Source organism: Delftia sp. WY8 (genome assembly GCF_018437695.1).
In the GTDB taxonomy this organism is placed as follows: domain Bacteria; phylum Pseudomonadota; class Gammaproteobacteria; order Burkholderiales; family Burkholderiaceae_C; genus Comamonas; species Comamonas tsuruhatensis.
This window is the reverse complement of record NZ_CP049795.1, coordinates 1,095,789-1,122,044: the sequence shown is the minus strand read 5'-3', so window position 1 is coordinate 1,122,044 and position 26,256 is coordinate 1,095,789. Positions and strand designations below refer to the sequence as shown.

Below are 26,256 nucleotides of genomic sequence, written 5' to 3'. Positions count from 1 at the left end.
CAGGAGCTCTCATGAACCCTCTTTTTGTGGTGATCGCAGCCGCCGGGCACGACGCCGAAGCGCTGCTGGCCGCCGAAGCCCTGCGCCATGCGGCCGGACAGCGTCCCTTGGCTGTGGAAGTGCGCGCCAGCGGCGGCGTGATCGGGCCGCATGCGGCCGATGCGGCCGCGCAGGCCGGGCAATTGCTGATCGTGGGGGATGCCGGCACCCATGACGATGCAGATACCGCCGCCGATGCCTCCCGCTTCGTGCAGGCCACCGTCGAGCGCTGCAGCCTGCGCGAGGCGCTTGATGATCCGGCCGGCGTGCTTGCACGCTGCGCTGCCGCCAGTCCCGCAGCACAGCGCATGGGCGAGAGCCTGGGCAAGCGCACGGGCAAGCGGATCGTGGCCGTCACCTCCTGCCCCACGGGCATCGCCCATACCTTCATGGCGGCCGAGGGGCTGCAGCGCGGCGCGGCTGCGCTGGGCCACGCCATGCGCGTGGAGACGCAAGGCTCGGTGGGCGCGCTCGATGCGCTGACGCCGCAGGAGATTGCCGAGGCCGACCTGGTCATCATCGCCGCCGACCGCGAGGTCGATCTTTCGCGCTTCGCGGGCAAGCCGCTGCTGCGCAGCGGCACCAAGCCGGCCATACGCGACGGCTCGGGGCTGATCGCCAAGGCGCTGGCCGAAGCCGCCGTGCATGGTGTCGCCGTGGGCGCTGCTGCGGCAGGCGGCGCCGCGCCCACGCCGGCCCGGACCCAGGGTGGTGCCTATCGCCACCTGATGACCGGCGTGTCCTTCATGCTGCCCTTCGTCACGGCGGGCGGCATTCTGATCGCCATGGCCTTTGCGCTGGGCGGCATCTATGTCCATGACGATGCCCACCAGGGCACGCTGGGATGGACGCTGTTCCAGATCGGCGCCAAGGGCGGCTTTGCGCTGATGGTGCCGGCGCTGGCCGGCTATATCGCCTATTCCATTGCCGACCGGCCCGGCATTGCGCCGGGCATGATCGGCGGGATGATCGCGTCCAGCATGGGGGCGGGATTCATCGGCGGCATTGCGGCCGGCTTCATTGCAGGCTACGGCGTGGCCTTCATGGCGGCGCACATCCGGCTGCCGCAGGCGCTCAAGGGCCTGCTGCCCATGCTCATCCTGCCCGTGCTGGGCAGCCTGTTCACGGGGCTGCTGATGTTCTATCTGGTCGGTGCGCCCGTGGCCGAGCTGCTGCAGTGGCTGAGCGCCTGGCTGCGCGGCATGCAGGGCGCCAGTGCCTTGCTGCTGGGCCTGTTGCTGGGCGCGATGATGGCCTTTGACATGGGCGGGCCGGTGAACAAGGCCGCCTATGCGTTTTCCACGGGAATGATCGCCAGCCAGGTCTACACGCCCATGGCTGCAGCCATGATCGCCGGCATGACGCCGCCGCTGGGGCTGGCCCTGGCCACGCGCCTGTTTGCCGACCGCTTCACGCGCGAGGAGCGCGGCAGCGCCGCCTCGGCCGGCGTGCTGGGCCTGGCCTTTGTCACCGAGGGGGCCATTCCCTATGCGGCCCGCGATCCGCTGCGCACGATCCCGGCCCTGGTACTGGGCTCGGCCGTGGCCGGTGCCGTGTCCATGCTGGCGGGGGTGGAACTGAAGGTGCCGCATGGCGGCATCTTCGTCGCGCCCATTCCCAATGCCGTGACCCATGTAGCCATGTATGCGGTGGCGCTGGTGGCAGGCGTGGTGGTCACGGCCATCGCCCTGCGCATGTTCAAAAGGCCCGCCGAAGCGGGCCTTTGAAGCAGGAAGCCGGGGGAGCGCCTGGCGCGGCTCCCCCGCAGCGTTCAGCGGGCTGCGGCGCGGGCCTGTTCCAGCCAGCCGTCGAAGGTCTTCTGGTGGGCCTTGATCCAGCCGTCCACATGGCGGTTGATGTCCGAAGGCTTGCTCTGGCCCTGGCTCATCATGTGGTTCTGTGCGCTGATGTCACCCACGGGGACCTGCATCAGTTCGAACAACTTGGCGGCATCGGGATGCTTGTCGGTGAAGGCCTTGTTGGCGATGATCTGCTGCTTGTTCACCACGAAGCCGTAGTTCTTGCCGTTGGGCAGCTTGGTGTCCAGCTTGGCCTGCTCGCCGGGCAGCGAGGAGAACGGCACCTCCAGCCACACCACGTCCTTGCCGGGCTTGAGCACGTTGCTCACCCAGTAGGGCGTCCAGGTGTAGTAGAGGATGGGCTTGCCGGCCTTGTAGCGCGAGATGGTGTCGGCGATCAGCGCCGAGTAGGTGCCCTGCTTGTGGGTCACGGTGTCGCGCAGCTTGTAGGCCGTCAGGTGGTGCTCGATCACGGCCTCGCAGCCCCAGCCCGGCGTGCAGCCGGTGAGGTCGGCCTTGCCGTCGCCGTCCGAGTCGAACAGCTTGGCGATCTTGGGGTCCTTGAGCTGGCCGAGGTTGGTGATCTTGTATTGGTCGGCCGTCTTCTTGTCCATCAGGTAGCCCTGGGCGGCGTTGTCCGAGTACACGCCCTTGCGGAACAGCTTGGCGTCGCCGCCCGCGTTCTTGTAGTAGTCGGCGTGCAGCGGGTTCCAATGCGTGGCCAGGAAAGTGGCATCGCCATTGGCAATCGCCACGTGGGCCGTGGGGTACTCGACCTCCTGGAAGGGCTGCACGTCGTAGCCCAGCTTCTCCAGGGCCTTCATGACGATGAGGGTCTGGAAGCTCTCTTCGGCGATGGAGCTCTTCAGTGGCAACACCTTCACGCCCTTTCCGGGCTGTTCGTCGGCCGACCATGCGCTGGCGCAGGCCAGCGCAATGCCTGTGGCGATGGCGCCGGCGCGCAGCCAGTGGCGCAGTGCGTTGGCCTGCAGTCGGTTGGGGTTCAGGGCTTGGATCATCCTCGGGTTCCTCCGTTGTGTGATGAAAGGGGAGCGGGCGGCCAGCGGGGCTGGCCGTTTTTCGGGAAGGCGGCGCGGCAGAAGGCCCGTCCGCGCCGCAGGCAAGGCGTTCAGCTGGTGCTGCCGCGATGAACTGGCTTGCTGCCGGCGCCCAGCAGGCGGGCAATGCAGCCGGCGGGGCCGCTGTGCCACCAGCGCGCGCCGCCACGGGTGGTCTGTCCCATGGCCTGGGTGATGCGGTCCAGCACGATGGCCAGCAGCACGATGCCCAGGCCGCCCACGGTGGCCAGGCCCATGTCCAGGCGGCCGATGCCGCGCAGCACCATCTGGCCCAGGCCGCCCACGGCGATCATGGAGGCGATCACCACCATCGACAGCGACAGCATCAGCGCCTGGTTCACGCCGGCCATGATGGACGGCATGGCCAGCGGCAGCTGCACCTTCCACAGCAGCTGCCAGGGCGAGGCGCCGTACGCGCGGCTGGCCTCGATCAGGTCGGGGCGCACCTGGCGGATACCCAGGTTGGTCAGGCGGATCAGCGGCGGCAGCGCGAAGATGATGGTCACGATCACGCCGGGCACGTTGCCGATGCCGAACAGCATCACCACGGGCACCAGGTAGACGAAGGCCGGCGTGGTCTGCATGGCGTCGAGCAGCGGCCGCGTCCAGCGCTGGGCACGGTCGCTGGAGGCCAGCAGGATGCCCACGGGCAGCCCGATGACCATGCAGAACACCAGCGAGGTCAGCACCAGCGACAGCGTCACCATGGCCTCGGGCCAGATGCCCAGCATGGCGACGACCACCAGCGAAACGGCGGCGCCAATGGCCATGGCGCGGCCCGCGAACTGCCAGGCCACCAGGGTCAGGATCAGGATCAGCAGCGGCCAGGGCAGGGCCAGCATGGCATCGGTGATGCCCGACAGCGTGCCGTCGATGGGCGTGCGCACGGCCTGGAAGAAGGGGCGGAAATGGTGGACCACCCATTCCAGGCCGCTGTTGATCCAGCCCTGCACGGGCAGGCCGTCCGTGGTCAGTTGGTGCCAGAGGCTGGCATGGGCGTCTTCGGGAACGCCCGAGCCGGCCGAGGCGCCCAGCCAGTCACCGCCTGCAGCATCACCGCCGCTGGCGGCGCCCCAGGGATCGGCCGGGGCATCGGGTGCCGGCGTGGCGGCGGTGGCCCAGGGATCGGCGCTTGTAGAGGCTGCAGAGGCTGGGGAGTCGGTGGAAGCAGGGGCTGCGCTCGCATCGGCCCAGGGATCGGTGGCGGCAGCGGCGGTGTTCGGGTTCAGGCTGTTGTTGGCGTCGCTCATGCGGCATCTCCTTGTTGTTGTTCGATCGGCTCCACGGTCGGCGCGACGGTGGGGGCGTTGGAGGCCGGGAAATGCGGGTTGAGCGTGACGGGCGGCACGATCTCCTGCGGCGGCGGCACGGGCGGCGTGTCGCGGTCCAGGAAGCGCAGCATGGTGGTGCGGCTGACCACGCCCATGAACTGGCCGTCGTCGCTGGTCACCGGCAGCGCGCAGGGCGCAGCGGCCACGGGGCCGAACAGCTCGGCCACCGGCGTGCCTGCGGACAGCGGCTCCACGTTGGGCAGAAAGGCGTGGCTCAAGCCCAGCATGCCGGGGCGGCCATGCAGTGCGTCGCGCAGCGATTGCGAGGACACCACGCCCAGGAAGCGGCGGCGCGCGTTGACCACATAGGCGTAGTCGCGGTCGGAGTCTTCCAGCAGGCGCTGGGCGGCGCGGCAGCCGCGGTCGCTGTGCTCCGACACCACGGTCAGGGCCTGGCGCGCAATGTCCCCGGCCTTGAAGACCGAGGCCGCGTCCACGCCGCGCACGAAGCTGCGCACATAGTCGTCGGCGGGGCTGCGCAGGATCTCGTCGGGCGTGCCGACCTGGATCACCTGGCCGTCCTTCATGATGGCGATGCGGTCGCCGATGCGCATGGCCTCGTCCAGGTCATGCGAGATGAAGACGATGGTGCGGCGCTGGATCTGCTGCAGGCGCAGCAGCTCGGACTGCATCTCGGTGCGGATGATGGGGTCCAGGGCCGAGAAGGCCTCGTCCATCAGCAGGATGGACGGATCGGACGCCAGCGCCCGGGCCAGGCCCACGCGCTGCTGCATGCCGCCCGACAGCTCGTCGGGATAGCTTGCGCCCCAGGCGCCCAGGCCCACCTGCTCCAGCGCGGCCTGGGCCTGCTTCTGGCGCTCGGCCTTGTCGGCGCCGGCCAGCTCCAGGCCGAAGGCCGTGTTGTCCAGCACCGTCATGTGCGGCATCAGCGCAAAGGACTGGAACACCATGGAGATGTCCTTGCGGCGCAGCGCGCGCAGATCGCGCTCGCTCAGGGCATTGATGTCCTGGCCATCGACCACGATGCGCCCGGCCGTGGGCTCGATCAGGCGGTTGAGCATGCGCACCAGGGTGGACTTGCCCGAGCCCGACAGGCCCATGACGACGAAGATCTCGCCGGCCTCGATGGTGAAGTCGGCGTCGAACACGCCGATGGACTGGCCCGTGCGCTCCAGGATCTCCTGTTTGCTCAGGCCTTGTTGGACGAGCTCGAGTGCGGTCCTGGGGTCGTCCCCGAAAACCTTGAACACATGATCGATGATGATCTGCTTGGCCACTGTGGCGTTCTCCTTTTGGGTGAGATGGAACACAGTCCAGCGTCCTCGACGGGCGAAGACGCTGGCGCGCAAGCCAAAAATGAAGCCCTGATGCCGTTCGCTGCAGGGGACGGCCGTCCCCCGTTGCTGGAATTCAAACAGGTGCGAAAGCACCCGAGACGGCTCGGATGGCACGCGAAGCGGTGCGCAAGAGCCAGAGGTCGAGAGCAGCCGGCGGCAAGCGCGCGCGGTGTCTCAGGCGGGCATCGTGGCTGAAGATCAGCCAGCGCGATGCCCCACAACATCAGGACCGAGTTTCGGCCCGGTTGACGGGGCTGTGCCGGGAGCACAACGATCCGCCGGAGGGATCGGCAGGCCGTGAAGACGGTGCCGATGACCTGCTTGGCAGGTTGTAAAGAAGCCGAAATTATATAAAACAGGTTTTACTGCGTCAAAACGCATGAGCCGGAAAAGGCCTGTTTCGGGCTGTTTCAAGCCCTTGAGGGCTGCAATTCGGTCAGTATTTGCTCACTTAATGAGAGCATAGAGATCATGATTCACAAGGCATATGCTGTCATCGATGAATAAAATCGGTCAAGCGTCAGCTTGAGGAAAGCTTCAGGCCCGATCTGCGGCAAAAAGCGTGCCTGCGCCCGCCCATGAAAAAAGCCCCGCAGCGGCTGGCGCTGCGGGGCTTCGGTGTGGGATGTCGCCGGCTCAGTGGTTGCCGGCCGTGCTGTTGATCAGCTTGTCGGTGTAGGCGATGGCCAGGGCGCTGGCCAGGAAGGTGACGTGGATGATGGTCTGCCACATCAGCACCTTGACGTCGTAGCTGCCTGCGTTGATGAAGGTCTTGAGCAGGTGGATGGAGCTGATACCGATGATGGACAGGGCCAGCTTGACCTTGAGGATGGAGGCGTTCACATGGCCCAGCCACTCGGGCTGGTCGGGGTGGCTGTCCAGGCCCAGGCGGCTGACGAAGGTTTCGTAGCCGCCCACGATGACCATGATCAGCAGGTTGGAGATCATCACCACGTCGATCAGCGCCAGCACCACCAGCATGATGATGGTTTCGTTGAGCGCGCCGATGGGCGCATCGTGCTTGTAGCCGATGCTGGTGATCAGCGCCTGCAGCGCTTCCTGGTTGCCGAAGGCGGCCTCGATCAGGTGCCACAGCTCCAGCAGGAAGTGCCAGACATAGACGCCCTGGGCGGCGATCAGGCCCAGGTACAGCGGCAGCTGCAGCCAGCGGCTGGCGAAGATCAGGGAGGGCAGGGGACGCAGGGGGGAGCCGGGGGCTCGGTTGGAGTTTTGCTGGCGGGCCATGGTGGTCGGTCGCGCTTGTCTTGCGTGGGGGCGTGGATGGGAGGGGACAATGGCCGTGGAAAACGGGCGCGCGATTTTAGCGGCGAAACAGGCCATTGCCGGTGACAGCCAGGAACTGCGGGGAATCCCCAGGTAGACGCGCCCAAGGGTGTTTCAGTCAGTGGCATGTAAGACCGGCCCCCGACAGTCACACCACAATTTTTATTTGGCCAGCCCAGGAGACAAGCAAGCATGAGCACCGCAACAGCATCCCCCATTGAATCGGTACTGGTGGAGAACCGGGTCTTCCCGCCGCCGGCAGACTTTGCCGCCAAGGCCCGCATCTCCGGCATGGAGCAGTACAAGGCGCTGTGCGCCGAGGCAGAGAACGACTACCAGGGCTTCTGGGCCCGCCTGGCGCGCGAGAACGTGGTCTGGTCCAAGCCCTTCACCCAGGTGCTGGACGACAGCAATCCCCCCTTCTTCCGCTGGTTCGCCGATGGCGAACTCAATGCCAGCGCCAACTGCCTGGACAAGCACATGGGCACGGCCGTCGAGCACAAGACGGCCATCATCTTCGAGGCCGATGGCGGCGAGGTCACCAAGGTCAGCTACCGCGAGCTGCTGGAGCGCGTCTCGCAGTTCGCCAACGCGCTCAAGGCCCAGGGCGTGCAAAAGGGTGATCGCGTCCTGATCTACATGCCCATGACCATCGAGGGCGTGGTGGCCATGCAGGCCTGCGCGCGCATCGGCGCCACGCACAGCGTGGTGTTCGGCGGCTTCTCGGCCAAGGCGGTGCAGGAACGCATCGTCGACGTGGGCGCCGTGGCCGTGATCACCGCCAACTACCAGATGCGCGGCGGCAAGGAACTGCCGCTCAAGGCCATCGTGGACGATGCGCTGGCGCTGGGCGGCTGCGAGGCCGTGCGCCATGTCTTCGTCTACGAGCGCACGGCCACGGCCTGTGCCATGACGGCGGGCCGCGACAAGACCTTCAGCGAGATCCTGGCCGGCCAGAGCACGGAGTGCGCGCCCGTGGCCGTGGATTCCGAGCACCCGCTGTTCATCCTCTACACCAGCGGCTCCACCGGTAAGCCCAAGGGCGTGCAGCACTGCACGGGCGGCTACGTGCTGTGGGCCAAGCAGACCATGGAGTGGACCTTCGACCTCAAGCCCAGCGACGTGTTCTGGTGCACGGCCGACATCGGCTGGATCACGGGCCACACCTACGTGGCCTACGGCCCGCTGGCCGCTGGCGCCACGCAGATCGTGTTCGAGGGCGTGCCCACCTTCCCCAATGCGGGCCGCTTCTGGCAGATGATCGAGCGCCACGGCTGCACCATCTTCTACACGGCGCCCACGGCCATCCGCTCGCTGATCAAGGCCGCCGACAGCGATGCCGCCGTGCATCCGAAGAACTGGAACCTGTCCAGCCTGCGCCTGCTGGGCAGCGTGGGCGAGCCCATCAATCCCGAGGCCTGGATGTGGTACCACAAGCATGTGGGCGGCGAGCGCTGCCCCATCGTGGACACCTTCTGGCAGACCGAGAACGGCGGCCACGTGATCGCACCCATGCCTGGCGCCACGCCGCTGGTGCCGGGTTCGTGCACGCTGCCGCTGCCGGGCATCATGGCCGCCATCGTCGACGAGACCGGCCACGAACTGCCCAACGGCGCAGGCGGCCTGCTGGTGGTCACCAAGCCCTGGCCCAGCATGATCCGCACCATCTGGGGCGACCCCGAGCGCTTCAAGAAGAGCTATTTCCCGGCCGAACTAGGCGGGCAGACCTATCTGGCAGGCGACGGCGCCGTGCGCAGCGAGGACCGGGGCTACTTCCGCATCACCGGCCGCATCGACGACGTGCTCAATGTCTCCGGCCACCGCATGGGCACGATGGAGATCGAATCGGCCTTGGTCGCCAAGACGGATCTGGTGGCCGAGGCCGCCGTCGTGGGCCGCCCCGACGACCTGACCGGCGAGGCCATCTGCGCCTTCGTGGTACTGAAGCGGGCACGCCCCACGGGCGAGGAAGCCAAGCAGATCGCCAAGGAGCTGCGCGACTGGGTGGCCAAGGAAATCGGCCCCATCGCCAAGCCCAAGGACATCCGCTTCGGCGACAACCTGCCCAAGACGCGCAGCGGCAAGATCATGCGCCGCCTGCTGCGCTCGATTGCCAAGGGCGAGGCCATCACGCAGGACACGAGCACGCTGGAGAACCCGGCCATCCTCGACCAACTGGCCGAGACGAACTGAGGTCCGACACGACCGCCGTGAAGAACCGGAGCCCTGGCTCCGGTTTTTTCTTGGCCGGACTGCGGGCGGCGCCCTGTCTTGCAGTCCTATTTTGTGTGGGCCGACAGCTCAGGCATGATGGTTGCGGTACAACCGAAGCTGTTGCTTTCACCACTGCCGAGGGAGGCCTTTCACCATGAATCTGAGAACCCTGTCGCTGCTGATCACCGTGGCCCTGATTGCGCTGCTGGCGGCATTCAACTGGAACACGCTGGCCGCGCCATCCGTCGTGTCACTGGGCGTCACCGATGTCCAGGCGCCGCTGGGCGTGCTGATGCTGGCGCTGACCTGCCTGCTGGGCGTGTTCTTCGTCGCCTATGTGCTGTGGCTGCAGGGCTCGGTGCTGATGGAGGCGCGCCGACACGCCAAGGAAATGCAGGCCCAGCGCGACCTGGCCGACAAGGCCGAGGCCTCGCGCTTCACCGAGCTGCGCACCGTGCTGGAAGACCTGCATGCGCGTGACAAGGAGGTGCTGATGGCGCGGCTGGATGCGCTGGAGGCCCATCTGGTGCAGCGCGCCCAGGAGTCGGACAACAGCACGGCCGCCTATGTGGGGCAGCTGGAGCAGCAGGTACGCCTGCACCAGCAGCCCGGCACGGGCGCTGCGGACTACAGGTAAGGGGGCCGGGCCCGGATTCACCGGCGGACCATGAAAAAACCGCGCGACTTGCGTTGCGCGGTTTTTTTGCGGGCCCTGAGGCGGGGCCCCGAAGGAAAGGCGGAGCCTACTTCAGCGACATCACCCAGGCGGCCAGCTTCTTGGCATCGGCTTCGTTGACCTGGGGGTTGGCGGGCATGGGAACCGGGCCCCAGACGCCGCTGCCGCCCTTCATGATCTTGCCTGCCAGCTTGTCCACGGCGTCCTTCTGGCCGGCGTACTTGGCGGCCACATCCTTGTAGGAGGGGCCCACCAGCTTCTTGTCCACTGCGTGGCATGCCATGCAGTTCTTGGAGGTGGCAAGTGCCTGGTCGGCCATGGCGGGGGCCACGACGGCGACGGTCAGGGCAAATGCAATCAATGTCTGCTTCATCATGAGTTCCTGGGGTGTTGTCGGGAATAATTATGCGAACCATTGTAGTGGGCGCGCATGCGTGATGCGTTACCTCGTGTGAAGCGCTTTGTGGCGAAGGAGAAGTGATGTATCTGTTGGGAATTGCGGTCCTGCTCACCCTGCTCAAGCTGGCCGATATCGAACCTGTCGCCACCTGGTCGTGGTACGTCATCCTGGGCGCCTATGGCTTGACGGCGGCCTGGTGGGCCTGGGCGGACATGTCGGGCTACACCAAGCGGCGCGCGGCCGACAAGATCGAGCAGCGGCGCCTGAAGCGCATCGAAAAGAACAAGGAAGCCATGGGTACGGGCACGCGTTCGCGCCGCTGATCGGATCTGAATTGCGCAGCAGGCTTCGTCGCAGGCGATGCCTGGGGTCTGCAAAGGGGCGGTCCACGCCGGCCGGGGCATTCCTGCGCCCCAGCGGTGCGGCGGGTGCTGCGCCATAATCTTCGCCCAGACCCTGGCCTTCCCCACAGGACCAGGGACGGACCGAGACGACAGACAACTGGATTGCCCATGCCCGCATACCGTTCCAAGACTTCCACCGGCGGCCGCAACATGGCTGGTGCGCGCGCCCTGTGGCGTGCCACCGGCATGAAGGATGGCGACTTCGACAAGCCCATCATCGCCATCGCCAATTCCTTCACGCAGTTCGTGCCCGGCCACGTCCACCTCAAGGACCTGGGCCAGCTGGTGGCGCGCGAGATCGAGGCCGCAGGCGGCGTGGCCAAGGAATTCAACACCATCGCCGTGGACGACGGCATCGCCATGGGCCACGACGGCATGTTGTACTCGCTGCCCAGCCGCGACATCATCGCGGACTCGGTGGAGTACATGGTCAACGCCCACTGCGCCGACGCGCTGGTGTGCATCTCCAACTGCGACAAGATCACCCCCGGCATGCTGATGGCCGCCATGCGGCTGAACATTCCCGTGATCTTCGTCTCGGGCGGCCCCATGGAAGCGGGCAAGACCAAGCTGGCCAATCCCACCACGCACACGCTGGAGTTCAAGAAGCTGGACCTGGTCGATGCCATGGTGATCGCGGCCGACTCCAACTACACCGATGAGCAGGTCGCCCAGGTCGAGCGCTCGGCCTGCCCCACCTGCGGTTCGTGCTCGGGCATGTTCACCGCCAACTCCATGAACTGCCTGACCGAGGCCCTGGGCCTGTCCCTGCCCGGCAACGGCACGGTGTTGGCCACGCATGCCGACCGCGAGGAACTGTTCAAGCGCGCCGGCCGCCGCATCGTCGAGCTGGCCCGCGAGTACTACGAGCAGGAAGACGCATCCGTGCTGCCGCGCTCGGTGGGCTTCAAGGCCTTCGAGAACGCGATGACGCTGGACATCGCCATGGGCGGCTCCACCAACACCATCCTGCACCTGCTGGCCATTGCCCGTGAAGCCGAGATCGACTTCACCATGGCCGACATCGACCGCCTCTCGCGCCAGGTGCCCCAGCTGTGCAAGGTCGCGCCCAACACGCAGAAGTACCACATCGAGGATGTGCACCGCGCCGGCGGCATCTTCGCCATCCTGGGCGAGCTGGCTCGCGCCGGAAAGCTGCACACCGACGTGCCCACCGTGCACGCCAAGACCCTGGGCGAAGGCCTGGCGCAGTGGGACATCACCACCACCCAGGACGAAGCCGTGCGGCACTTCTACCTGGCAGGACCGGCCGGCATCCCCACCCAGGTGGCCTTCAGCCAGAACACGCGCTGGCCCAGCCTGGACCTGGACCGTGCCGAAGGCTGCATCCGGTCCTACGAGCACGCCTTCTCCAAGGAGGGCGGCCTGGCCGTGCTGACGGGCAACATCGCCCTGGACGGCTGCGTGGTCAAGTCGGCCGGCGTGGACGAAAGCATCCATGTGTTCGAGGGCACGGCCCACGTGACCGAGTCGCAGGACGAGGCCGTGCAGAACATCCTGGACGACAAGGTCAAGGCCGGTGACATCGTCATCGTGCGCTACGAAGGCCCCAAGGGCGGCCCCGGCATGCAGGAAATGCTGTACCCGACCAGCTACATCAAGTCCAAGGGCCTGGGCAAGGCCTGCGCGCTGCTGACGGACGGGCGCTTCTCGGGCGGCACCTCGGGCCTGTCCATCGGCCACTGCTCTCCCGAAGCTGCCGCTGGCGGCGCCATCGGTCTGGTGAAGAACGGCGACCGCATCCGCATCGACATTCCCAACCGCAGCATCAACGTGCTGGTCTCCGACGAGGAACTGGCCCGCCGCCGCGCCGAGCAGGATGCCAAGGGCTGGAAGCCCGCCCAGCCGCGCCCGCGCAAGGTCTCGGCCGCGCTCAAGGCCTATGCCAAGCTGGTGATGTCGGCCGACAAGGGCGCCGTGCGCGACCTGTCGCTGCTGGACGACTGACACCGGGCTGCACCGCCGCCCGGCGGTGCGCACCCGATGGAAATGAAAAGGGATGGAAGGCCTTGCGGCTTTCCATCCCTTTTCTTTTCTCTTCTCTCAGGCCCTTGAGGGCTCTTGTTTCATCGTGGGGCGACCGGCTTGCCGTTTCATCGTGGAGCAAACAGCCCACTCTCATTTATGGGAAGTGCCTGAAAAACTGGCGCGGCCAAAACAAGGGACAGCGAGCAAGGGCCGCCCCGCCGCGAGGCTGTCGTCCCCCTCCCGCGAAGCGAGAGAGGGAGAAGGCGCGAAGCGCCTCAGGGGGAGCTTCATTCAGGCCGGTTCGCCCATCTTGCTTTGCAGGTAGTTGGGCAGGCCGATCTTCTCGATCAGGCCCAGTTGCTTCTCCAGCCAGTAGGCGTGGTCTTCTTCGGTGTCGCGCAGCTGGGCCAGCAGCAGGTCGCGGCTGTTGTAGTCGCCGTGGCGCTCGCACAGGGCCATGGCCGAGCGCAGGCTGTCACGCACGCGGTATTCGGTGGCCAGGTCCTTGCGCAGCATCTCTTCTACGGTCTCGCCGGGCGTGAACTCATGCGGGCGCATGTCGGGGCGGCCGCCCAGGAACAGGATGCGGCGCAGGATGGCGTCGGCGTGCTGGGTTTCCTCTTCCATCTCATGGCCGATGCGCTCGAACAGGCGCAGCAGGCCCTGGTCCTCGTACTGGCGCGAGTGGATGAAGTACTGGTCGCGTGCGGAAAGTTCGCCGCGCAGCAGCTCTATGAGGCATTCGATGACTTCTGGCTGGCCTTGCATGTTCTTCTTCTCCTGACTGTGTTGAACACCGCAAGTATCGCGTGAACCCCCGGATCGGCCAAAACGCCTGCCGCAATTCCCCGCGGGCCGCGCATTGCATGCATGCGCGACGCAGAAGCATTCGCATCGCCACCGGTCTGGGTGGAGGCGGGGCCTAGGGTAAACGCTGTATTGCTATGTCGAATAATAGTTATTTATCATAACGATTATGGATCCGAAGCATCGGTGTCCAACCTCCCATTTCCCTTTTGCACAAGGAAGCGCAATGAGCACCGAACGTACCGAAGAACAGACCGTGTCCTGCACCGTCACAGGCCGCGTGGCCTGGGTGAAATTCAACCGCCCCGAAAAGCGCAATGCCATGAGCCCCCAGCTCAACCGCCAGATGATGCGCGTGCTCGACGACCTGGAGTTCCGTGACGACGTGGGCGTGGTCGTTCTGGCCGGTGAGGGCACGGCCTGGACTGCCGGCATGGACCTGAAGGAATACTTCCGCGAGACCGAGGCCACGGGCCTGGCCGGCACCCGCAAGGCCCAGCGCGAGAGCTATGGCTGGTGGCGCCGCCTGCGCTGGTTCCAGAAGCCGACCATCGCCATGGTCAACGGCTGGTGCTTCGGCGGCGGCTACGGCCCGCTGTTCGCCTGCGACCTGGCCTTTGCCTCGGATGACGCCAAGTTCGGCCTGTCCGAAATCAACTGGGGCATCCTGCCCGGCGGCGGCGCCTCCAAGGTGGCGGTGGAGCTGCTGTCCTTTCGCCGCGCCATGTACCACGCCATGCTCGGCGAGAACATCGACGGCCGCACGGCGGCCGAGTGGGGCCTGGTCAACGAATCCCTGCCGGCCGACCGCCTGCAGGCCCGCGTCACCGAAGTGGCCGAGGCCCTGCTGCAGAAGAACCCCATCGCCCTGAAGGCCACCAAGGACGCCATCCGCCGCGTGCGCGACATGAGCTACGACAACGCCGAGGACTATCTGGTGCGTGCCCAGGAAGCCGCCAACAGCTTCGACAACGAAGGCCGCAAGGAAGGCATGCGCCAGTTCCTGGACGACAAGACCTACAAGCCAGGTCTCGGAACCTACGACTTGAGCAAGCAAGTCACCCCCTGAGGCGCTTCGCGCCTTCCCCCTCTCTAACTCGCTTCGCGAGGGAGGGGGACGACACCCTCAGTGCGGGGCGGCGCGGCCGGCTTAGGCCCTTCCTCGGTGTCCCTCGCTTGGGCAGCGTCCACCACGCGCGGTAGGCCTCCCAGCTTTAATCATTGGAGACAAGAATGACAACGACAGAGAAGGCGGCCGCCGTGCGGCCCGACATCGGCAGGCTGCTGAGGCCGCGTTCCATCGCCATTGTCGGCGCCTCGGCCACGCCGGGTGCGCTGGGCGCATCGGTGCTGGGCAATCTGGAGCGCAACGGCTTCGCTGGCGACATCCACCTGATCAATCCCAAGCGCAGCGAGATCGCCGGCCGGGCCTGCCTGGCTTCGGTGGACCAGCTGCCCGAGGGCGTTGACGTGGCCGTGCTGGCCATCCCCCAGCCCTTTGTGCTGGACACGGTGCGCGCGCTGGCGGCGCGGCGCGTGGGCGCGGTGGTGATTTTCTCGGCCGGCTTTGCCGAGGCAGGCGAGCGCGGCATGGCCGAGCAGCGCGAGATCGCACGCATCGCCGCCGAGGCCGGCATGGTGGTGGAGGGCCCCAACTGCCTGGGCTGCATCAACTACCTGCAGCGCGTGCCGCTGACCTTTGTCGAGGTGAATATCGACGCGCAGCAGGTCGATGCCGCGCGGCCCGCCATTGGCGTGGTCTCGCAAAGCGGCGCCATGATGACCGTGCTGTGCACCACGCTGGCCAGCCGCGCGCTGCCGCTGTCGCACGCCATCTCCACGGGCAACGAGGCCGCCAGCCATGCCGAGGACTATGTGGACTTCCTGCTGGAGCAGCCTTCCACGCGCGTGGTCGCCATGATCGTCGAGCAGTTCCGCCAGCCCGGGCGCATTCTGGCCACCGTGGCCCGTGCGCGCAGCCTGGGCAAGTCGGTGGTGCTGCTGCATCCGGGCAAGAGCAGCGCGGCGCGCGCCTCGGCCGCCACGCACACCGGCGCCATGGCCGGCGACTATGCGCTGATGCGCACCAAGCTGGAACGCGCAGGCGCCGTGTTTGCCGAGACGCTGGAGGAGCTGGGCGACATCGCCGAGATCGCCATCCGCTGCCCGGTGCTGCCATCGGCTGGTGCAGCCGGTGCAGCAGCTGCAGCTGGAGTTGCCGTGCTGGGCGAGTCCGGTGCCTTCAAGGCGTTGACGCTGGACTGGGCCGAGGAGCTGGGCCTGGCGCTGCCCGCCATCGGCGACGACGACTCGCCCGCGCTGCGGGCTGCGCTGCCCGAGTTCGTGGGCGTGAGCAACCCGCTGGACCTCACGGCCCAGGGCCTGGTCGAGCCGGACCTGTATTTCCGCACGCTGGATGCGCTGTTTGGCGATGCGCGCTTTTCCACCATCATCGTCGGCCTTATCCAGGGCGACCCGGTGACCTGCGGCATCAAGATGCCGCCCGTGCTGCGCGCCGTGCGCGAGCTGCGGCCGGCCAAGCCCGTCATCGTGGCGGGCCTGGACGAGGGCGCGGCCGTGCCTGCCGAGTTCATCGCCGAGATGCGTGCGCTGGGCGTGCCGTATTTCCCCAGCACCGAGCGTGCCCTGCGCGCCGTGCAGCGCCTGACCGCCTTCAGCGAGCGCAGTTTCGAGTGCACCGATGCCCAGCCCGTCGCACTGGCTCTGCCCGCAGGCCGCACGGTGGTGCCCGAGTACGAATCCAAGGCCGTGCTGGCCCAGGCCGGCGTGCCGTTTGCGAAGGGCCGCCTGGCCACCTCGGCCGAGCAGGCCGTGGCGATTGCGGCGGAGATCGGCTGGCCCGTGGCGCTCAAGGCGCAGTCGGCCGACCTCAGCCACAAGAGCGATGCAGGCGGCGTGATCCTGAACATTGCCGATGCGCAGGCCATGGGCGAGGCCTGGAGCCGGCTGCATGCGAATGTGGCCGCCTATGACAGCGCCATTGCGCTGGACGGCGTGCTGGTCGAGGCCATGGGCCGGCGTGGCCTGGAGATGATCATCGGCGCGCGCAACGATCCGCAGTGGGGCCCCGTGATCCTGGCGGGCCTGGGCGGCGTGACGGCCGAGATCATGCGCGACGCGCGCCTGCTGGACGCCGACCTGTCCACCAGCGAGGTGCTGCGCGAGCTGGACCGCCTGCAGGGCGCGCCGCTGCTGCACGGCTACCGTGGCGCCCCGGCGCTGGACCGCCAGGCGCTGGCCGAACTCATCGTGCGCCTGGGCCAGGTGCTGCGCGGCACGCCGGCCATCCGCGAGATCGACCTCAACCCGGTCATCGTGCTGCCCGAAGGGCAGGGCGTGGTGGCGCTCGATGCGCTGATGCTGGTCGAGCACAGCGCGGGCTGATGCCCGCGCAAGGGCCGGCGCGGTGCGCCGGCCCTTTTCATGCGCAGCCCTGTCTCGCTTTCCCGCTTTCTTTTTTCCGCTTTCCCTTCCTCCACAGGAGGTCTCCATGAGCCTGCCTTACCCGCCGGGCCGCGTGTCCACGCCCGCGCCGACCGAGTCGAACGGACTCGGCTATGCCTACTACGTCACCATCATCCTGCTGCTGGCCTACACCCTGTCCTTCGTGGATCGGCAGATCCTGGGCCTGCTGGTGCAGCCCATCAAGAAGGATCTGCAGCTGTCGGACTGGGTCTTCAGCATCGTCCACGGCTTTGCCTTCGCCATCTTCTACACCTTCGTCGGCATCTTCCTGGGGCGCCTGGCCGACCGCTGGAACCGCCGCAACCTCATCGTCATCGGCATGGCGATCTGGGTGGTGGCCACGGCGGCGGGCGGCTATGTCACGGGCTTCGTCTCGCTGTTCGTGGCGCGCATGTTCGTGGGCGTGGGCGAGGCGGCACTGTCGCCGGCGGCCTATTCCATGCTGGCCGACTACTTCCCGCCCGAGCGCCGCGCACGCGCCATGAGCATCTACACCTCGGGCGTGTACATCGGCTCGGCCACGGCCTTCATCGTGGGCGGCCTGGTCATCCAGGCCACCAGCCAGGCCGGCGAGGTGGTGTTCCCGCTGCTGGGCAGCTTCAAGCCCTGGCAGGCGGCCTTCATCTTCGTGGCCCTGCCCGGCATTCCGCTGGTGGCGCTGATGTACACCGTGCGCGAGCCGCTGCGCCGGGGCCTGCAGGCCCGGGCCGCGTCCGCCAAAGTGGCCGCGCCCGCGGGACCGGCGCCCGACCTGTCCCATGTGTTGCGCAACAAGCGCGCCTTCCTGCCGCTGCTGCTGGCGCCGGGCATCACGGCCATGATCACCTTCGGCGTCACGGCCTGGCTGCCGGCCACCTTCATCCGCCAGTGGGGCTGGACGCCCGGCGAGATCGGCCCGGCCTACGGCGTCATCATCCTGACCTTCGGCATTGGCGGCATGCTGCTCAGCGGCTTCCTGGCCGACTACCTCACGGCGCGCGGCAAGCAGGTGGGATCGATCGTCATCTCGCTGGTGGCCACCGGCGTGCTCGTCATCACCGGCTTGGTGCTGGCCTTTGCGCCCACGCCCACGGTGGCCCTGGTGGCCGTGGCGGCCACCACCTTCTTCCTGGGCATGCCGGTGGCGCTGGCGCCGCCGATCCTGCAGGCGGTCACGCCCAACCAGCTGCGCGGCCAGGTGACTTCCATCTACCTGCTGCTGATCAACCTGATCGGGCTGGGCCTCGGTCCCTTCCTCGTGGCCTTTTTCACGGACTTCGTCTTCCATGACGAAAAGCTCGTGGGCCTGTCGCTGGGCCTGGTGTCCGCACTGGCCGCGCTGCTGTCCGTGCTGTGCCTGGCCAGCGCCATCGGTCCCTACCGCCGCCTGGTCGCTGCCACGGAGGGCCGGGCATGAGCGCGCAGGCATCACATTGCTCGCACTACCAGCCGCCGCTGCAGGACATCCGCTTCGTCCAGCAGCACTGGCTGGGCGCCGAGGGCGACTGGCGCCGCATGCCGGCCCATGAAGCCCTGGACCAGGAGACGGCCGATATGGTGGTCGAGGCGGCCGGGCGCTTTTGCGCCGACGTGCTGGCCCCGCTCAACGGCCCGGCCGACCTGCAGGGCTGCCGCTTGCAAGAGGGCAGGGTGCGCACGCCCGACGGCTTTCCCGCCGCCTATGCAGCCTTCGTGGAGGCAGGCTGGCCCGCACTGGCCTGCGCCCCCGACGCTGGCGGCCAGGGCCTGCCCCAGCTGCTGGACGCCGCGCTGCACGAAATGCTGGCCTCGGCCAACCATGGCTGGACCATGTATCCGGGCATCCTGCACGGCGCCTATGCCTGCCTGCACGCGCATGGCGACGAGCACCTGCGCGCCACCTACCTGCCCCACATCGTCAGCGGCCGCTGGCTGGCCACCATGTGCCTGACCGAGCCCCAGGCCGGCTCCGACCTGGGCCTGCTGCGCAGCCAGGCCAGGCCCCGGAGCGATGGCAGCTACAGCCTGGACGGCAGCAAGATCTTCATCTCGGGCGGCGACCAGGACATGAGCGAGAACATCGTCCACCTGGTGCTGGCGCGCCTGCCCGATGCGCCTGAGGGAACGCGCGGCCTGTCGCTGTTCCTGGCGCCGCGCGGCATTCCCCGGGACGACGGCAGCTTTCTGCCCAACGCCATCCACTGCGATGGCATCGAAAAGAAGATGGGCATCAAGGGCAGCGCCACCTGCGCCATGCGCTTCGAGGGCGCGCAGGCCTGGCTGGTGGGCCAGCCCCACCAGGGCCTGGCTGCCATGTTCGTGATGATGAACTCGGCCCGCCTGCACGTGGGCCTGCAGGGCCTGGGCCATGCCGAGATGGCCTGGCAGCTGGCGCGCGCCTATGCGGCCGAGCGCCGCCAGATGCGCGCCCAGCCCCGGCCTGCCGATGCGCAGGGCCCCGCCGACCCCATCGCCCTGCAGCCGGCCGTGCAGCGCATGCTGGCCGACCTGCGCGTCTGGACCGAAGGCATGCGCGCCATTGCAGGCTGGGTGGCGCACCAGCTGGACCTGGCCGAACAGGCGCCGGATGCCGAGGAGCGCGCCCAGGCCCATGCGCTGGCCTCGCTGCTCACGCCCGTGGTCAAGTCCTTTTTCACCGAGCGGGGCTTTGCGCTGGCCAGCGAGGCGCTGCAGGTCTTCGGCGGCTACGGCTATGTGCACGAGTACCGCATCGAGCAGACGCTGCGCGATGCCCGCATCGCCATGATCTACGAAGGCACGAACCAGATCCAGGCGCTGGACCTGCTGCAGCGCAAGGTGGCCTCCAGCGGCGGTGCCGTGCTGGCGCCGCTGCTGAAGGTGCTGCGTGAAGAGGCCGATGCCTGCGACGCCGCGGGCATGGAGACCGGCTTTGCAGGCGCGCTGCGCAGCTGGGCCGAGCGCATGCAAGCGCTGACGGGCGAGCTGTGTACCGGCGCTGCCGGCGACAGGCAATTGCTGGCGCGTTGTGCCGAGGACTACTTGCGACTGGTCGGCACGCTGTGCATGGCCTTTGCCTGGGCGCGCGCGGCGCGCGTCAGCCTGCCGCTGGCCGATCCGGCGCTGCGCCGCTCCAAGGCGGACAGCGCGGCCTGGTTCTTTGCGCATGGCCTGCTGGATGCGGAGCACTGGCTGCGCCGCACCGAGGCCGCTGCCTGTACGCCGCTGCCAGCCGCCGTGGCTTGAGCGGGCTGCCGGGGCTTTTATGATGGAACGCCGCACCGGCCCTGCAGAACCGCAGGCGCCGGTGCGGCCTTGCTTCGTTGCGCCTTCTTCCTCTTCCGGATCCGTGTCCATGGACAGCTCCTTCGAACCCGCCGTCGACCAGTCGCGCCTGCAGCGCTTTCTGGGCTACCGCCTCACGCGCGCGGAAATCCACATCCACAAGCTGTTTGCGCGGCGCGTGGCCGAACTGGACCTCAAGCCCAGCGAGTTCTCCATCCTGGTGCTCATCCACGCCAACCCGGGCATCTACCTGCGCCAGCTGGGCGAGGCGCTGGACATCTCGCCCTCCAACCTGGTGCCCGTGGTCGAGCGCCTGGTGCAGCGCGGCCTCATCGGGCGCCAGCCCGATCCGCGCGACCGCCGGCTGCAGCAGCTGCACCTGACGGACGACGGCAGCGCACTGCAGGCGCGGGCCGAAGGCGTGGTGGTGCAGCTGGAAGACGAACTGGAGCAATTGCTCACCGCCACCGAGCAGCGCCATCTGCTGTCTGCCCTGGACAAGCTCACGGCCATCCAGGAAGGCCCGCAAGGCTGAGCGGGCGGGACGCCATCTTTCCAACCCCTGGCCGGCGCCGGCCATGCGGCGCTGCGGCACAATGCCGACCATGCTGATGTACCCGCAGATCGATCCCGTGGCCCTGCAGATCGGGCCCCTCGCCGTGCACTGGTACGGCCTGACCTATCTGGCCGCCTTCGGCCTCTTCCTCTGGCTGGGCACGCGCAGGCTGCGCCACCCGCCCTTCGTGCGCATGCAGGGCGACCGCGCCTGGACGCGCAAGGACGTGGAAGACATTCTTTTCCTGGGCGTGCTCGGCGTGGTCGTCGGCGGGCGGCTCGGCTATTGCCTGTTCTACAAGCCCGGCTACTACCTCAGCCATCCGCTGGAAATCTTCTACGTCTGGCAGGGCGGCATGAGCTTTCATGGCGGGCTGATCGGCGTCATCGGCTCCATGGTCTGGTTCGCGCGCTCGCGCGCACGCTCGTGGCTGGAGGTGGCCGACTTCGTCGCGCCCTGCGTGCCCACGGGCCTGGCGGCGGGCCGTGTCGGCAACTTCATCAATGGCGAACTGTGGGGCCGCTTTGCCAGTCCCGAGCTGCCCTGGGCCATGGTCTTCCCGCAAAGCGGCTCCATGCTGCCGCGCCATCCTTCGCAGGTCTACCAGTTCCTGCTCGAAGGCCTGCTGCTGTTCGTGCTGCTGTGGCTGTATGCACGCAAGGAGCACAAGCCGGGCCAGGTGGCGGCGGTCTTCCTGACCGGCTATGGTGCCTTCCGCTTCATTGCCGAGTACTTCCGCGAGCCTGACGACTTCCTGGGCCTGCTGTCGCTGGGAATGAGCATGGGCCAGTGGCTGTGCGTGCCCATGGTGATCGGCGGCATTGCCATGTGGCTCTGGGCGGCGGGGCGTCCGGCCTATCCGGCCCATGCCCATGCGGGCAAGCCGGCCTGAACCTGGCTGGACACAATGCGAAGCGGGCCCTGGGCCCGCTTTCTTTTTGGCGTGGCGCGCGCGTGCTGGGGATTGCCCGAAGACAAGAACGCGACATCGGCGTACACGCGCTGGCGTACAGACTCCCATAATGTGAGCAGCAAGGGATTGTCATTGGCCCGTTGGCGGCATGACAGTCCCGTGACCGCTTGATATGGAGGAGTGTCTGAATGGGTCTGGCTACCGACTGGATTGCCCGCAATGTGTCCCGCTTTCGCAGCACCGAGGCCGCTGCGCCTGCAAAAAAGGCCGAAGGCGATGCAGCCAAGGCTCCCGCGCCGCGTGGCACGGCCCAGCGCCTGCAGGCCACCCTGCGCCGAGGCCAGGAAGTGCTGTCCCCGCGCGAGCTGCGCAAGCTCATGGAAGACCTGCAGGCCGCCGCCGACGCAGCGCTCAGCGATGTCGAGGGCGGCCGCCACGCGCAGCAGCTGATGGACTGGTATGCCCAGGCCGAACTGCCGGCGCGCCAGGATTTCTGGGCGCTGATCGTCGAGCAGTTCGGCCCCGACACCGACGCCTTGATGACCGCACGCAAGCGCTATGACACGGCCACCAGCGACGCCGAGCGCGGCCATGCCGAAATGGATCTGCGCCGCGCGCTGATGTCGCCGCGCACGCGGCTGCTGCAGCGGTTTGCCCAGCCCCAGGGCGGCATGGGCTTTCTGGTGGACCTGCGTGCCGAACTGCTGGCCCTGCCCAAGGCGGAGCAGCAGCGCTTTTCCGCGCTGGATGCCGAGCTGGAGCATCTGTTTTCCACCTGGTTCGACGTGGCCCTGCTGGAGCTGCGCCGCCTGAGCTGGGACTCGCCGGCCTCGCTGATCGAAAAGCTCATCCAGTACGAGGCCGTGCACGACATCCGCAGCTGGGCCGATCTCAAGAACCGCCTGGACAGCGACCGCCGCTGCTACGGCTTCTTTCACCCCCGCATGCCCACCGTGCCGCTGATCTTCGTGGAGGTGGCGCTGGTGGACAAGATGTCCGACAGCATTGCCCCACTGCTGGACGAGACCGCCGCAGCCTCCGACCTGGGCCGCGCCACCACGGCCATCTTCTACTCCATCAGCAACACCCAGACCGGCCTGCGCGGCGTGAGCTTCGGCGACTCGCTGATCAAGCATGTGGTGGAGACGCTGACGGGCGAATTCCCCCGGCTGCGCCATTTCGCCACGCTGTCGCCCATTCCGGGCCTGCGCGCCTGGATCGCCAAGCACGGCGACGCCATCCTGGAGAAGATGGACGAGCGCCAGCGCAAGGCCTTCGAGCTCAAGGCGGGCGGCATGGGGGCCGAGCACCTGCTGGCGGCGCTGGATGCGCCGCAGGATCTCAAGCCCGACGCGCCCGTGCGCCGCGCCCTGCTGTTCTGCGCTGCCCACTATCTGGGGCGCGAGACGGCCAAGGGCCGGCCGCTGGACCCGGTGGCGCGCTTTCACCTGGGCAACGGCGCGCGCGTGGAGCGGCTCAACTGGGCGGCCGACCTGTCGGCCAAGGGACTCAAGCAGTCGCTGGGCCTGATGGTCAACTATCTCTACGACCTCAAGCGCCTGGACAAGCATCGCGGCCTGCTGGCGCAGGGCCGCATACCGGTGTCCTCGGACATCGAAGCCCTGTGCAAATGAAAAGGGGCGCGGCGCAGGCCGTGCTCCTTTTCTTGCACAGGGATTGCTGCGCCTGACAACGAAGACAGCCTCAAAGAGGCGACAAGGAGACAAGTCATGCAAGCTTCCCACCCCACGGGACGGCGCGCGGTGTTGCGCGCGGCCGGGGCCTCGATGGCCGCGCTGGCCCTGCCCATGGCAGCCCGCGCCGCGACGGACTGGCCGTCCAAACCCGTGAACCTGGTCGTGCCGTTTCCGGCCGGCGGGGGCACCGATGCCTTTGCCCGCCCGTTCTCGGCCCAGTTCGCCAAGAGCGCGGGCAAGACCCTGGTGATCGACAACCGTGGCGGCGCAGGCGGCACCCTGGGCGCCAGCTACGCGGCCAAGCTGGCGCCGGACGGCTACAACTTCTTCATGGGCGGCACCCACCATGTGATTGCGCCGTCCATGTACCCCCGCCTGGACTATGACCTGGAGCGCGACTTCGTCGCGCTGGCCCTGCTGGCCAGCGTGCCCCAGGTGCTGGTGGTCAACCCGCGCAACGTGCCGGGCAAGACCGTGCAGGAGCTGCTGGCCGACCTGCGCAAGCGGCCGGGCAAGCTCAACTACGCCTCGGCGGGCGCGGGCACATCGCACCATCTGGCCGGAGAGCTGTTCAAGCTGCAGACCAATACCTTCATCACTCACATTCCCTATCGAGGCGCAGGCCCGGCGCTGCAGGACCTGATCGCCGGCAATGTGGACATGATGTTCGACGGCCTGGGCTCCTCGGCCCAGCACATCAAGAGCGGACGCATCCGTGCGCTGATGGTCTCGGGCGACAAGCGCAACCCCGCCTTCCCGGACGTGCCCTGCGCGGCCGAGTCCGGCCTGCCCGACTACACGGTCACCACCTGGTACGGCCTGTGGGCGCCCAAAGGCACGCCGCAGGCGGTGCAGGCCCAGGTCATCGACCAGGTGCAGCGCATAGGCTCGGCCGAAGAGATCAAGTCCATTTGGGCGCGCAACGGCGCCGACTACGGCGGCATGAACCAGCAGCAGTTCGCGGCCATGGTGCATGGCGAGATCGCGCGCTGGGCCCAGGTGGTCAAGGCCTCGGGCGCCAAGCTGGAGTAGCGGACGAGGGGCCGGTCAGGGCGGGGGCAGGGCGGCGGCATGCGCGTGCATGTCACCACCCTGTCACGGGCCTTGGCTACGGTCCATCCCTTCTGAGATCCATCCTGGGAGGGAATATGAACAAGGCAGACAAGGTCCGCTCGCCCGCATCCGTGCTGCTCGCGCTGGTCCTGGCTTTCGGCACGGCCACGGGCCTGGCAGGCTGCGGCGGCAGCGACGACGGCCCCGAGACCATCGGCTCGCTGCGCCTGATCGGCGACTACAGCATCAAGACCAAGACACTGTTCGACGGCGTGGAGTTCGGCGGCATCTCCGGCCTGGACCGCGCGCCCGATGGCAGCTACTGGGCCATCTCCGATGAGCGCGGCGGCGAGCGCGGCACGCCGCGCTTCTACAACCTGGGCATTCAGTTCGATGACAAGGCCATCCAGGCCGTGACCATCCGCAAGATGGTCACGCTCAAGGGCCGTGACGGCCAGCCCCTGCCCGGCACGCGCCGCACCGTGGACCCCGAAGGCATCCGCGTGGCGCCCAACGGCAATCTCTACGTGTCCAGCGAGGGCAACTTCAGCACCGACCCCGCCAGCCTGTTCCAGCCCTTCGTGCGCGAGATCAGGGTGGACGGCAGCTTCGTGCGCGACTTCGAGACGCCTGCGGCCTTCAACTACGTGGACAACACCACCAGCGGAGGGCGCAACAACAAGCTGTTCGAGGCCCTGGCCGTCACGCCCGACGGCAGCGTGTTCACGGCCAACGAGGATGCGCTGGTGGAAGACGGCCCCCTCACCACGCTGGCGGCGGGCAGCGTGGTCCGCGTCCTCAAGCTCGATCCGGCCACGGGCAAGTCCGGCGCGCAGTACGTCTACCAGCTGCCGAAGATTCCGCTGGACAAGGCCGCCAGCGGCAGCTTTCCGCCGGACAACGGCCTGCCCGAGCTGCTGGCGGTCTCCAACCACGAGTTCATCGCCATCGAGCGCGCCTTTGCCGACGGCGTAGGCAACACCATCCGCCTGACGCGCGCCACCATCGAGCCGGACACCACCGATGTGCGCAGCTTCAAGAGCCTGGTGGGCGCCAGCTACAAGCCCATGAAGCGCGAGCTGCTGCTGGAGATGCCCGTGACCTACCAGGGCGTCAAGCTGGACAACATCGAAGGCATCTCCTGGGGCCCGCGCCTGGCCAACGGCAACCGCACCCTGGTGCTGGTGGCCGACAACAACTTCGCGGACAACCAGGTCACGCAGTTCCTGGCCTTCGAAGTGCGGCCCTGAGCCCTCTTCGGGCTATCTCGGCTTGCGCGGGCGTTCATAGCCTGCGCTTGCGGGCGCGCCCAGCACCATGTCGGTGAAGGCGCTGCCGCCTGCGCAGATGTGCTGGCGCATGGCCTCGGCGGCCACCTCCGCCTGGCCCGCGCAGATCGCAGACACCACGGCCACGTGCTCCTGCTGCGAGCGCGCCAGCCGGCCCGGCTTCTCGAACATGCGGCCCCGGTAGGGCGTGATGCGCAGCCGCAGCAGCCGGGTCTGTTCCACGATGAAGTCGTTGCCGCTGGCCTCGTATATCAGTTCGTGCAACTGCATGTTGGCCTGCACATAGCCTTGGGCATCCTGCGCCTGGGCGCAGGCGGCGGTGTGCGCCAGCGCCGCCTGCAGCCGCTCGCGCAGCTGCGCATGGATGCGCGTGGCGGCCAGCCGGGCCAGCACGCCTTCCAGCTCGGCCAGGCCTTCCATCATGGCCACCAGCTCGCGCGCATCCAGGCGCCGCACATAGATGCCCGAGCGCGGAACGATCTCCACCAGCCCCTTGGCCACCAGCAGCAGCAGCGCCTCGCGCACGGGCGTGCGCGAGGCGCCGAAGCGCTCGCACAGGGCCGGTTCGTCGATGGCATCGCCGGGCTGCATGGCGCCTGAGCGCAGCTCGTCTTCCAGCGATTGCCGTATACGCTCCTGCAGGCTGGACGTGGCCGGGGTTTTCTCCAATGGCTGCTTGGCTGGAAGCATTTTCTAATTCAAATATATCTGATTGACTGA

21 protein-coding genes are annotated in these 26,256 nt (G+C 67.7%); 14 read left to right on the top strand and 7 right to left on the bottom strand.

Annotated elements, in window-relative coordinates:
* Positions 1-11: 11 nt before the first annotated feature.
* A complete protein-coding gene (locus G4D77_RS05015; protein WP_154834749.1) occupies positions 12-1,766 on the top strand; it encodes a PTS fructose transporter subunit IIC in 1,755 nt (584 codons plus the stop codon).
* Between the two features lie 44 nt (positions 1,767-1,810).
* Here the strand turns inward: G4D77_RS05015 and proX are convergent, their stop codons facing one another.
* The 4 genes from proX to G4D77_RS04995 all read right to left on the bottom strand — a co-directional run bounded on the left by proX (position 1,811) and on the right by G4D77_RS04995 (position 6,791).
* Positions 1,811-2,857 (bottom strand): glycine betaine/L-proline ABC transporter substrate-binding protein ProX, encoded by a 1,047-nt coding sequence (proX, locus tag G4D77_RS05010; protein WP_061287668.1) that lies wholly within the window; start codon positions 2,855-2,857, stop codon positions 1,811-1,813.
* Between the two features lie 110 nt (positions 2,858-2,967).
* Positions 2,968-4,167 carry a glycine betaine/L-proline ABC transporter permease ProW gene (gene proW / locus G4D77_RS05005; protein WP_154834748.1) on the bottom strand — a complete coding sequence of 400 codons (1,200 nt, stop codon included), beginning with the start codon at positions 4,165-4,167 and terminating at the stop codon, positions 2,968-2,970.
* Entirely contained in the window at positions 4,164-5,486 is a 1,323-nt protein-coding gene (gene proV, locus G4D77_RS05000; RefSeq protein WP_154836389.1) for a glycine betaine/L-proline ABC transporter ATP-binding protein ProV, read from the bottom strand. Before proV ends, proW begins: the two co-directional genes overlap by 4 nt.
* 696 nt (positions 5,487-6,182) lie before the next feature.
* Complete coding sequence (locus G4D77_RS04995; RefSeq protein WP_016445176.1) at positions 6,183-6,791, bottom strand: TIGR00645 family protein; 609 nt, start codon at positions 6,789-6,791, stop codon at positions 6,183-6,185.
* 231 nt (positions 6,792-7,022) lie between these two features.
* On the opposite strand from G4D77_RS04995, the gene acs reads away from it, so the two are divergent.
* Positions 7,023-9,023, top strand: a complete 2,001-nt coding sequence (gene acs, locus G4D77_RS04990; RefSeq protein WP_074922968.1) for an acetate--CoA ligase — start codon at positions 7,023-7,025, stop codon at positions 9,021-9,023.
* A gap of 175 nt (positions 9,024-9,198) precedes the next feature.
* Positions 9,199-9,681 carry a hypothetical protein gene (locus tag G4D77_RS04985; RefSeq protein ID WP_016445178.1) on the top strand — a complete coding sequence of 161 codons (483 nt, stop codon included), beginning with the start codon at positions 9,199-9,201 and terminating at the stop codon, positions 9,679-9,681.
* A 106-nt stretch (positions 9,682-9,787) separates the two neighbouring features.
* Here the strand turns inward: G4D77_RS04985 and G4D77_RS04980 are convergent, their stop codons facing one another.
* Positions 9,788-10,093 (bottom strand): c-type cytochrome, encoded by a 306-nt coding sequence (locus tag G4D77_RS04980; protein ID WP_047327118.1) that lies wholly within the window; start codon positions 10,091-10,093, stop codon positions 9,788-9,790.
* Between the two features lie 107 nt (positions 10,094-10,200).
* On the opposite strand from G4D77_RS04980, the gene G4D77_RS04975 reads away from it, so the two are divergent.
* Positions 10,201-10,443, top strand: a complete 243-nt coding sequence (locus G4D77_RS04975) for a TIGR04438 family Trp-rich protein (protein ID WP_016445180.1) — start codon at positions 10,201-10,203, stop codon at positions 10,441-10,443.
* 189 nt (positions 10,444-10,632) lie between these two features.
* The gene (ilvD, locus tag G4D77_RS04970; RefSeq protein ID WP_016445181.1) at positions 10,633-12,492 is read left to right on the top strand and encodes a dihydroxy-acid dehydratase; all 1,860 of its coding nucleotides are present in this window, start codon (positions 10,633-10,635) and stop codon (positions 12,490-12,492) included.
* A gap of 312 nt (positions 12,493-12,804) precedes the next feature.
* On the opposite strand, the gene bfr is transcribed toward ilvD, so the two are convergent.
* The gene (gene bfr, locus G4D77_RS04965) at positions 12,805-13,281 is read right to left on the bottom strand and encodes a bacterioferritin (protein WP_016445182.1); all 477 of its coding nucleotides are present in this window, start codon (positions 13,279-13,281) and stop codon (positions 12,805-12,807) included.
* A gap of 265 nt (positions 13,282-13,546) precedes the next feature.
* Between bfr and G4D77_RS04960 the strand changes: the two genes are divergently transcribed.
* From G4D77_RS04960 to G4D77_RS04920, 9 genes are all read left to right on the top strand, one after another.
* Positions 13,547-14,389, top strand: coding sequence for a p-hydroxycinnamoyl CoA hydratase/lyase (locus G4D77_RS04960; protein WP_061287666.1), 843 nt, complete (start codon positions 13,547-13,549; stop codon positions 14,387-14,389).
* 164 nt (positions 14,390-14,553) lie between these two features.
* Positions 14,554-16,725: an acetate--CoA ligase family protein gene (locus tag G4D77_RS04955; RefSeq protein ID WP_154834746.1), complete on the top strand. Its 2,172-nt coding sequence runs from the start codon at positions 14,554-14,556 to the stop codon at positions 16,723-16,725.
* A 106-nt stretch (positions 16,726-16,831) separates the two neighbouring features.
* Entirely contained in the window at positions 16,832-18,202 is a 1,371-nt protein-coding gene (locus tag G4D77_RS04950) for a spinster family MFS transporter (RefSeq protein ID WP_047327120.1), read from the top strand.
* A complete protein-coding gene (locus tag G4D77_RS04945) occupies positions 18,199-19,989 on the top strand; it encodes an acyl-CoA dehydrogenase (protein ID WP_154834745.1) in 1,791 nt (596 codons plus the stop codon). The genes G4D77_RS04950 and G4D77_RS04945 overlap by 4 nt, the downstream gene beginning before the upstream one ends.
* A 109-nt stretch (positions 19,990-20,098) precedes the next feature.
* Entirely contained in the window at positions 20,099-20,563 is a 465-nt protein-coding gene (locus tag G4D77_RS04940) for a MarR family winged helix-turn-helix transcriptional regulator (protein ID WP_016445187.1), read from the top strand.
* A gap of 61 nt (positions 20,564-20,624) precedes the next feature.
* Complete coding sequence (gene lgt / locus G4D77_RS04935; RefSeq protein WP_227740793.1) at positions 20,625-21,476, top strand: prolipoprotein diacylglyceryl transferase; 852 nt, start codon at positions 20,625-20,627, stop codon at positions 21,474-21,476.
* Positions 21,477-21,685: 209 nt separating this feature from the next.
* Positions 21,686-23,131 (top strand): malonyl-CoA decarboxylase, encoded by a 1,446-nt coding sequence (locus tag G4D77_RS04930; RefSeq protein ID WP_016445189.1) that lies wholly within the window; start codon positions 21,686-21,688, stop codon positions 23,129-23,131.
* A gap of 96 nt (positions 23,132-23,227) precedes the next feature.
* On the top strand, positions 23,228-24,226 hold the full coding sequence (locus G4D77_RS04925) for a Bug family tripartite tricarboxylate transporter substrate binding protein (protein ID WP_026062480.1): 999 nt from the start codon (positions 23,228-23,230) through the stop codon (positions 24,224-24,226).
* A 116-nt stretch (positions 24,227-24,342) separates the two neighbouring features.
* A complete protein-coding gene (locus tag G4D77_RS04920; protein ID WP_043789635.1) occupies positions 24,343-25,497 on the top strand; it encodes an esterase-like activity of phytase family protein in 1,155 nt (384 codons plus the stop codon).
* 12 nt (positions 25,498-25,509) lie between these two features.
* On the opposite strand, the gene G4D77_RS04915 is transcribed toward G4D77_RS04920, so the two are convergent.
* Complete coding sequence (locus tag G4D77_RS04915) at positions 25,510-26,226, bottom strand: GntR family transcriptional regulator (RefSeq protein ID WP_016453084.1); 717 nt, start codon at positions 26,224-26,226, stop codon at positions 25,510-25,512.
* Positions 26,227-26,256: the final 30 nt, after the last annotated feature.

Excerpts from the sequence above, each read along its gene's own strand:
- G4D77_RS04980 (WP_047327118.1), bottom strand. The coding sequence starts at position 10,093 with ATGAAGCAGACATTGATTGCATTTGCCCTGACCGTCGCCGTCGTGGCC.
- G4D77_RS04955 (WP_154834746.1), top strand. The coding sequence starts at position 14,554 with ATGACAACGACAGAGAAGGCGGCCGCCGTGCGGCCCGACATCGGCAGG.
- ilvD (WP_016445181.1), top strand. The coding sequence starts at position 10,633 with ATGCCCGCATACCGTTCCAAGACTTCCACCGGCGGCCGCAACATGGCT.
- G4D77_RS04985 (WP_016445178.1), top strand. The coding sequence starts at position 9,199 with ATGAATCTGAGAACCCTGTCGCTGCTGATCACCGTGGCCCTGATTGCG.
- G4D77_RS04915 (WP_016453084.1), bottom strand. The coding sequence starts at position 26,226 with ATGCTTCCAGCCAAGCAGCCATTGGAGAAAACCCCGGCCACGTCCAGC.
- acs (WP_074922968.1), top strand. The coding sequence starts at position 7,023 with ATGAGCACCGCAACAGCATCCCCCATTGAATCGGTACTGGTGGAGAAC.
- G4D77_RS04945 (WP_154834745.1), top strand. The coding sequence starts at position 18,199 with ATGAGCGCGCAGGCATCACATTGCTCGCACTACCAGCCGCCGCTGCAG.
- proX (WP_061287668.1), bottom strand. The coding sequence starts at position 2,857 with ATGATCCAAGCCCTGAACCCCAACCGACTGCAGGCCAACGCACTGCGC.
- lgt (WP_227740793.1), top strand. The coding sequence starts at position 20,625 with ATGCCGACCATGCTGATGTACCCGCAGATCGATCCCGTGGCCCTGCAG.
- G4D77_RS05015 (WP_154834749.1), top strand. The coding sequence starts at position 12 with ATGAACCCTCTTTTTGTGGTGATCGCAGCCGCCGGGCACGACGCCGAA.
- G4D77_RS04960 (WP_061287666.1), top strand. The coding sequence starts at position 13,547 with ATGAGCACCGAACGTACCGAAGAACAGACCGTGTCCTGCACCGTCACA.
- proW (WP_154834748.1), bottom strand. The coding sequence starts at position 4,167 with ATGAGCGACGCCAACAACAGCCTGAACCCGAACACCGCCGCTGCCGCC.
- G4D77_RS04920 (WP_043789635.1), top strand. The coding sequence starts at position 24,343 with ATGAACAAGGCAGACAAGGTCCGCTCGCCCGCATCCGTGCTGCTCGCG.
- G4D77_RS04925 (WP_026062480.1), top strand. The coding sequence starts at position 23,228 with ATGCAAGCTTCCCACCCCACGGGACGGCGCGCGGTGTTGCGCGCGGCC.
- G4D77_RS04930 (WP_016445189.1), top strand. The coding sequence starts at position 21,686 with ATGGGTCTGGCTACCGACTGGATTGCCCGCAATGTGTCCCGCTTTCGC.
- G4D77_RS04950 (WP_047327120.1), top strand. The coding sequence starts at position 16,832 with ATGAGCCTGCCTTACCCGCCGGGCCGCGTGTCCACGCCCGCGCCGACC.
- G4D77_RS04995 (WP_016445176.1), bottom strand. The coding sequence starts at position 6,791 with ATGGCCCGCCAGCAAAACTCCAACCGAGCCCCCGGCTCCCCCCTGCGT.
- G4D77_RS04975 (WP_016445180.1), top strand. The coding sequence starts at position 10,201 with ATGTATCTGTTGGGAATTGCGGTCCTGCTCACCCTGCTCAAGCTGGCC.
- bfr (WP_016445182.1), bottom strand. The coding sequence starts at position 13,281 with ATGCAAGGCCAGCCAGAAGTCATCGAATGCCTCATAGAGCTGCTGCGC.
- G4D77_RS04940 (WP_016445187.1), top strand. The coding sequence starts at position 20,099 with ATGGACAGCTCCTTCGAACCCGCCGTCGACCAGTCGCGCCTGCAGCGC.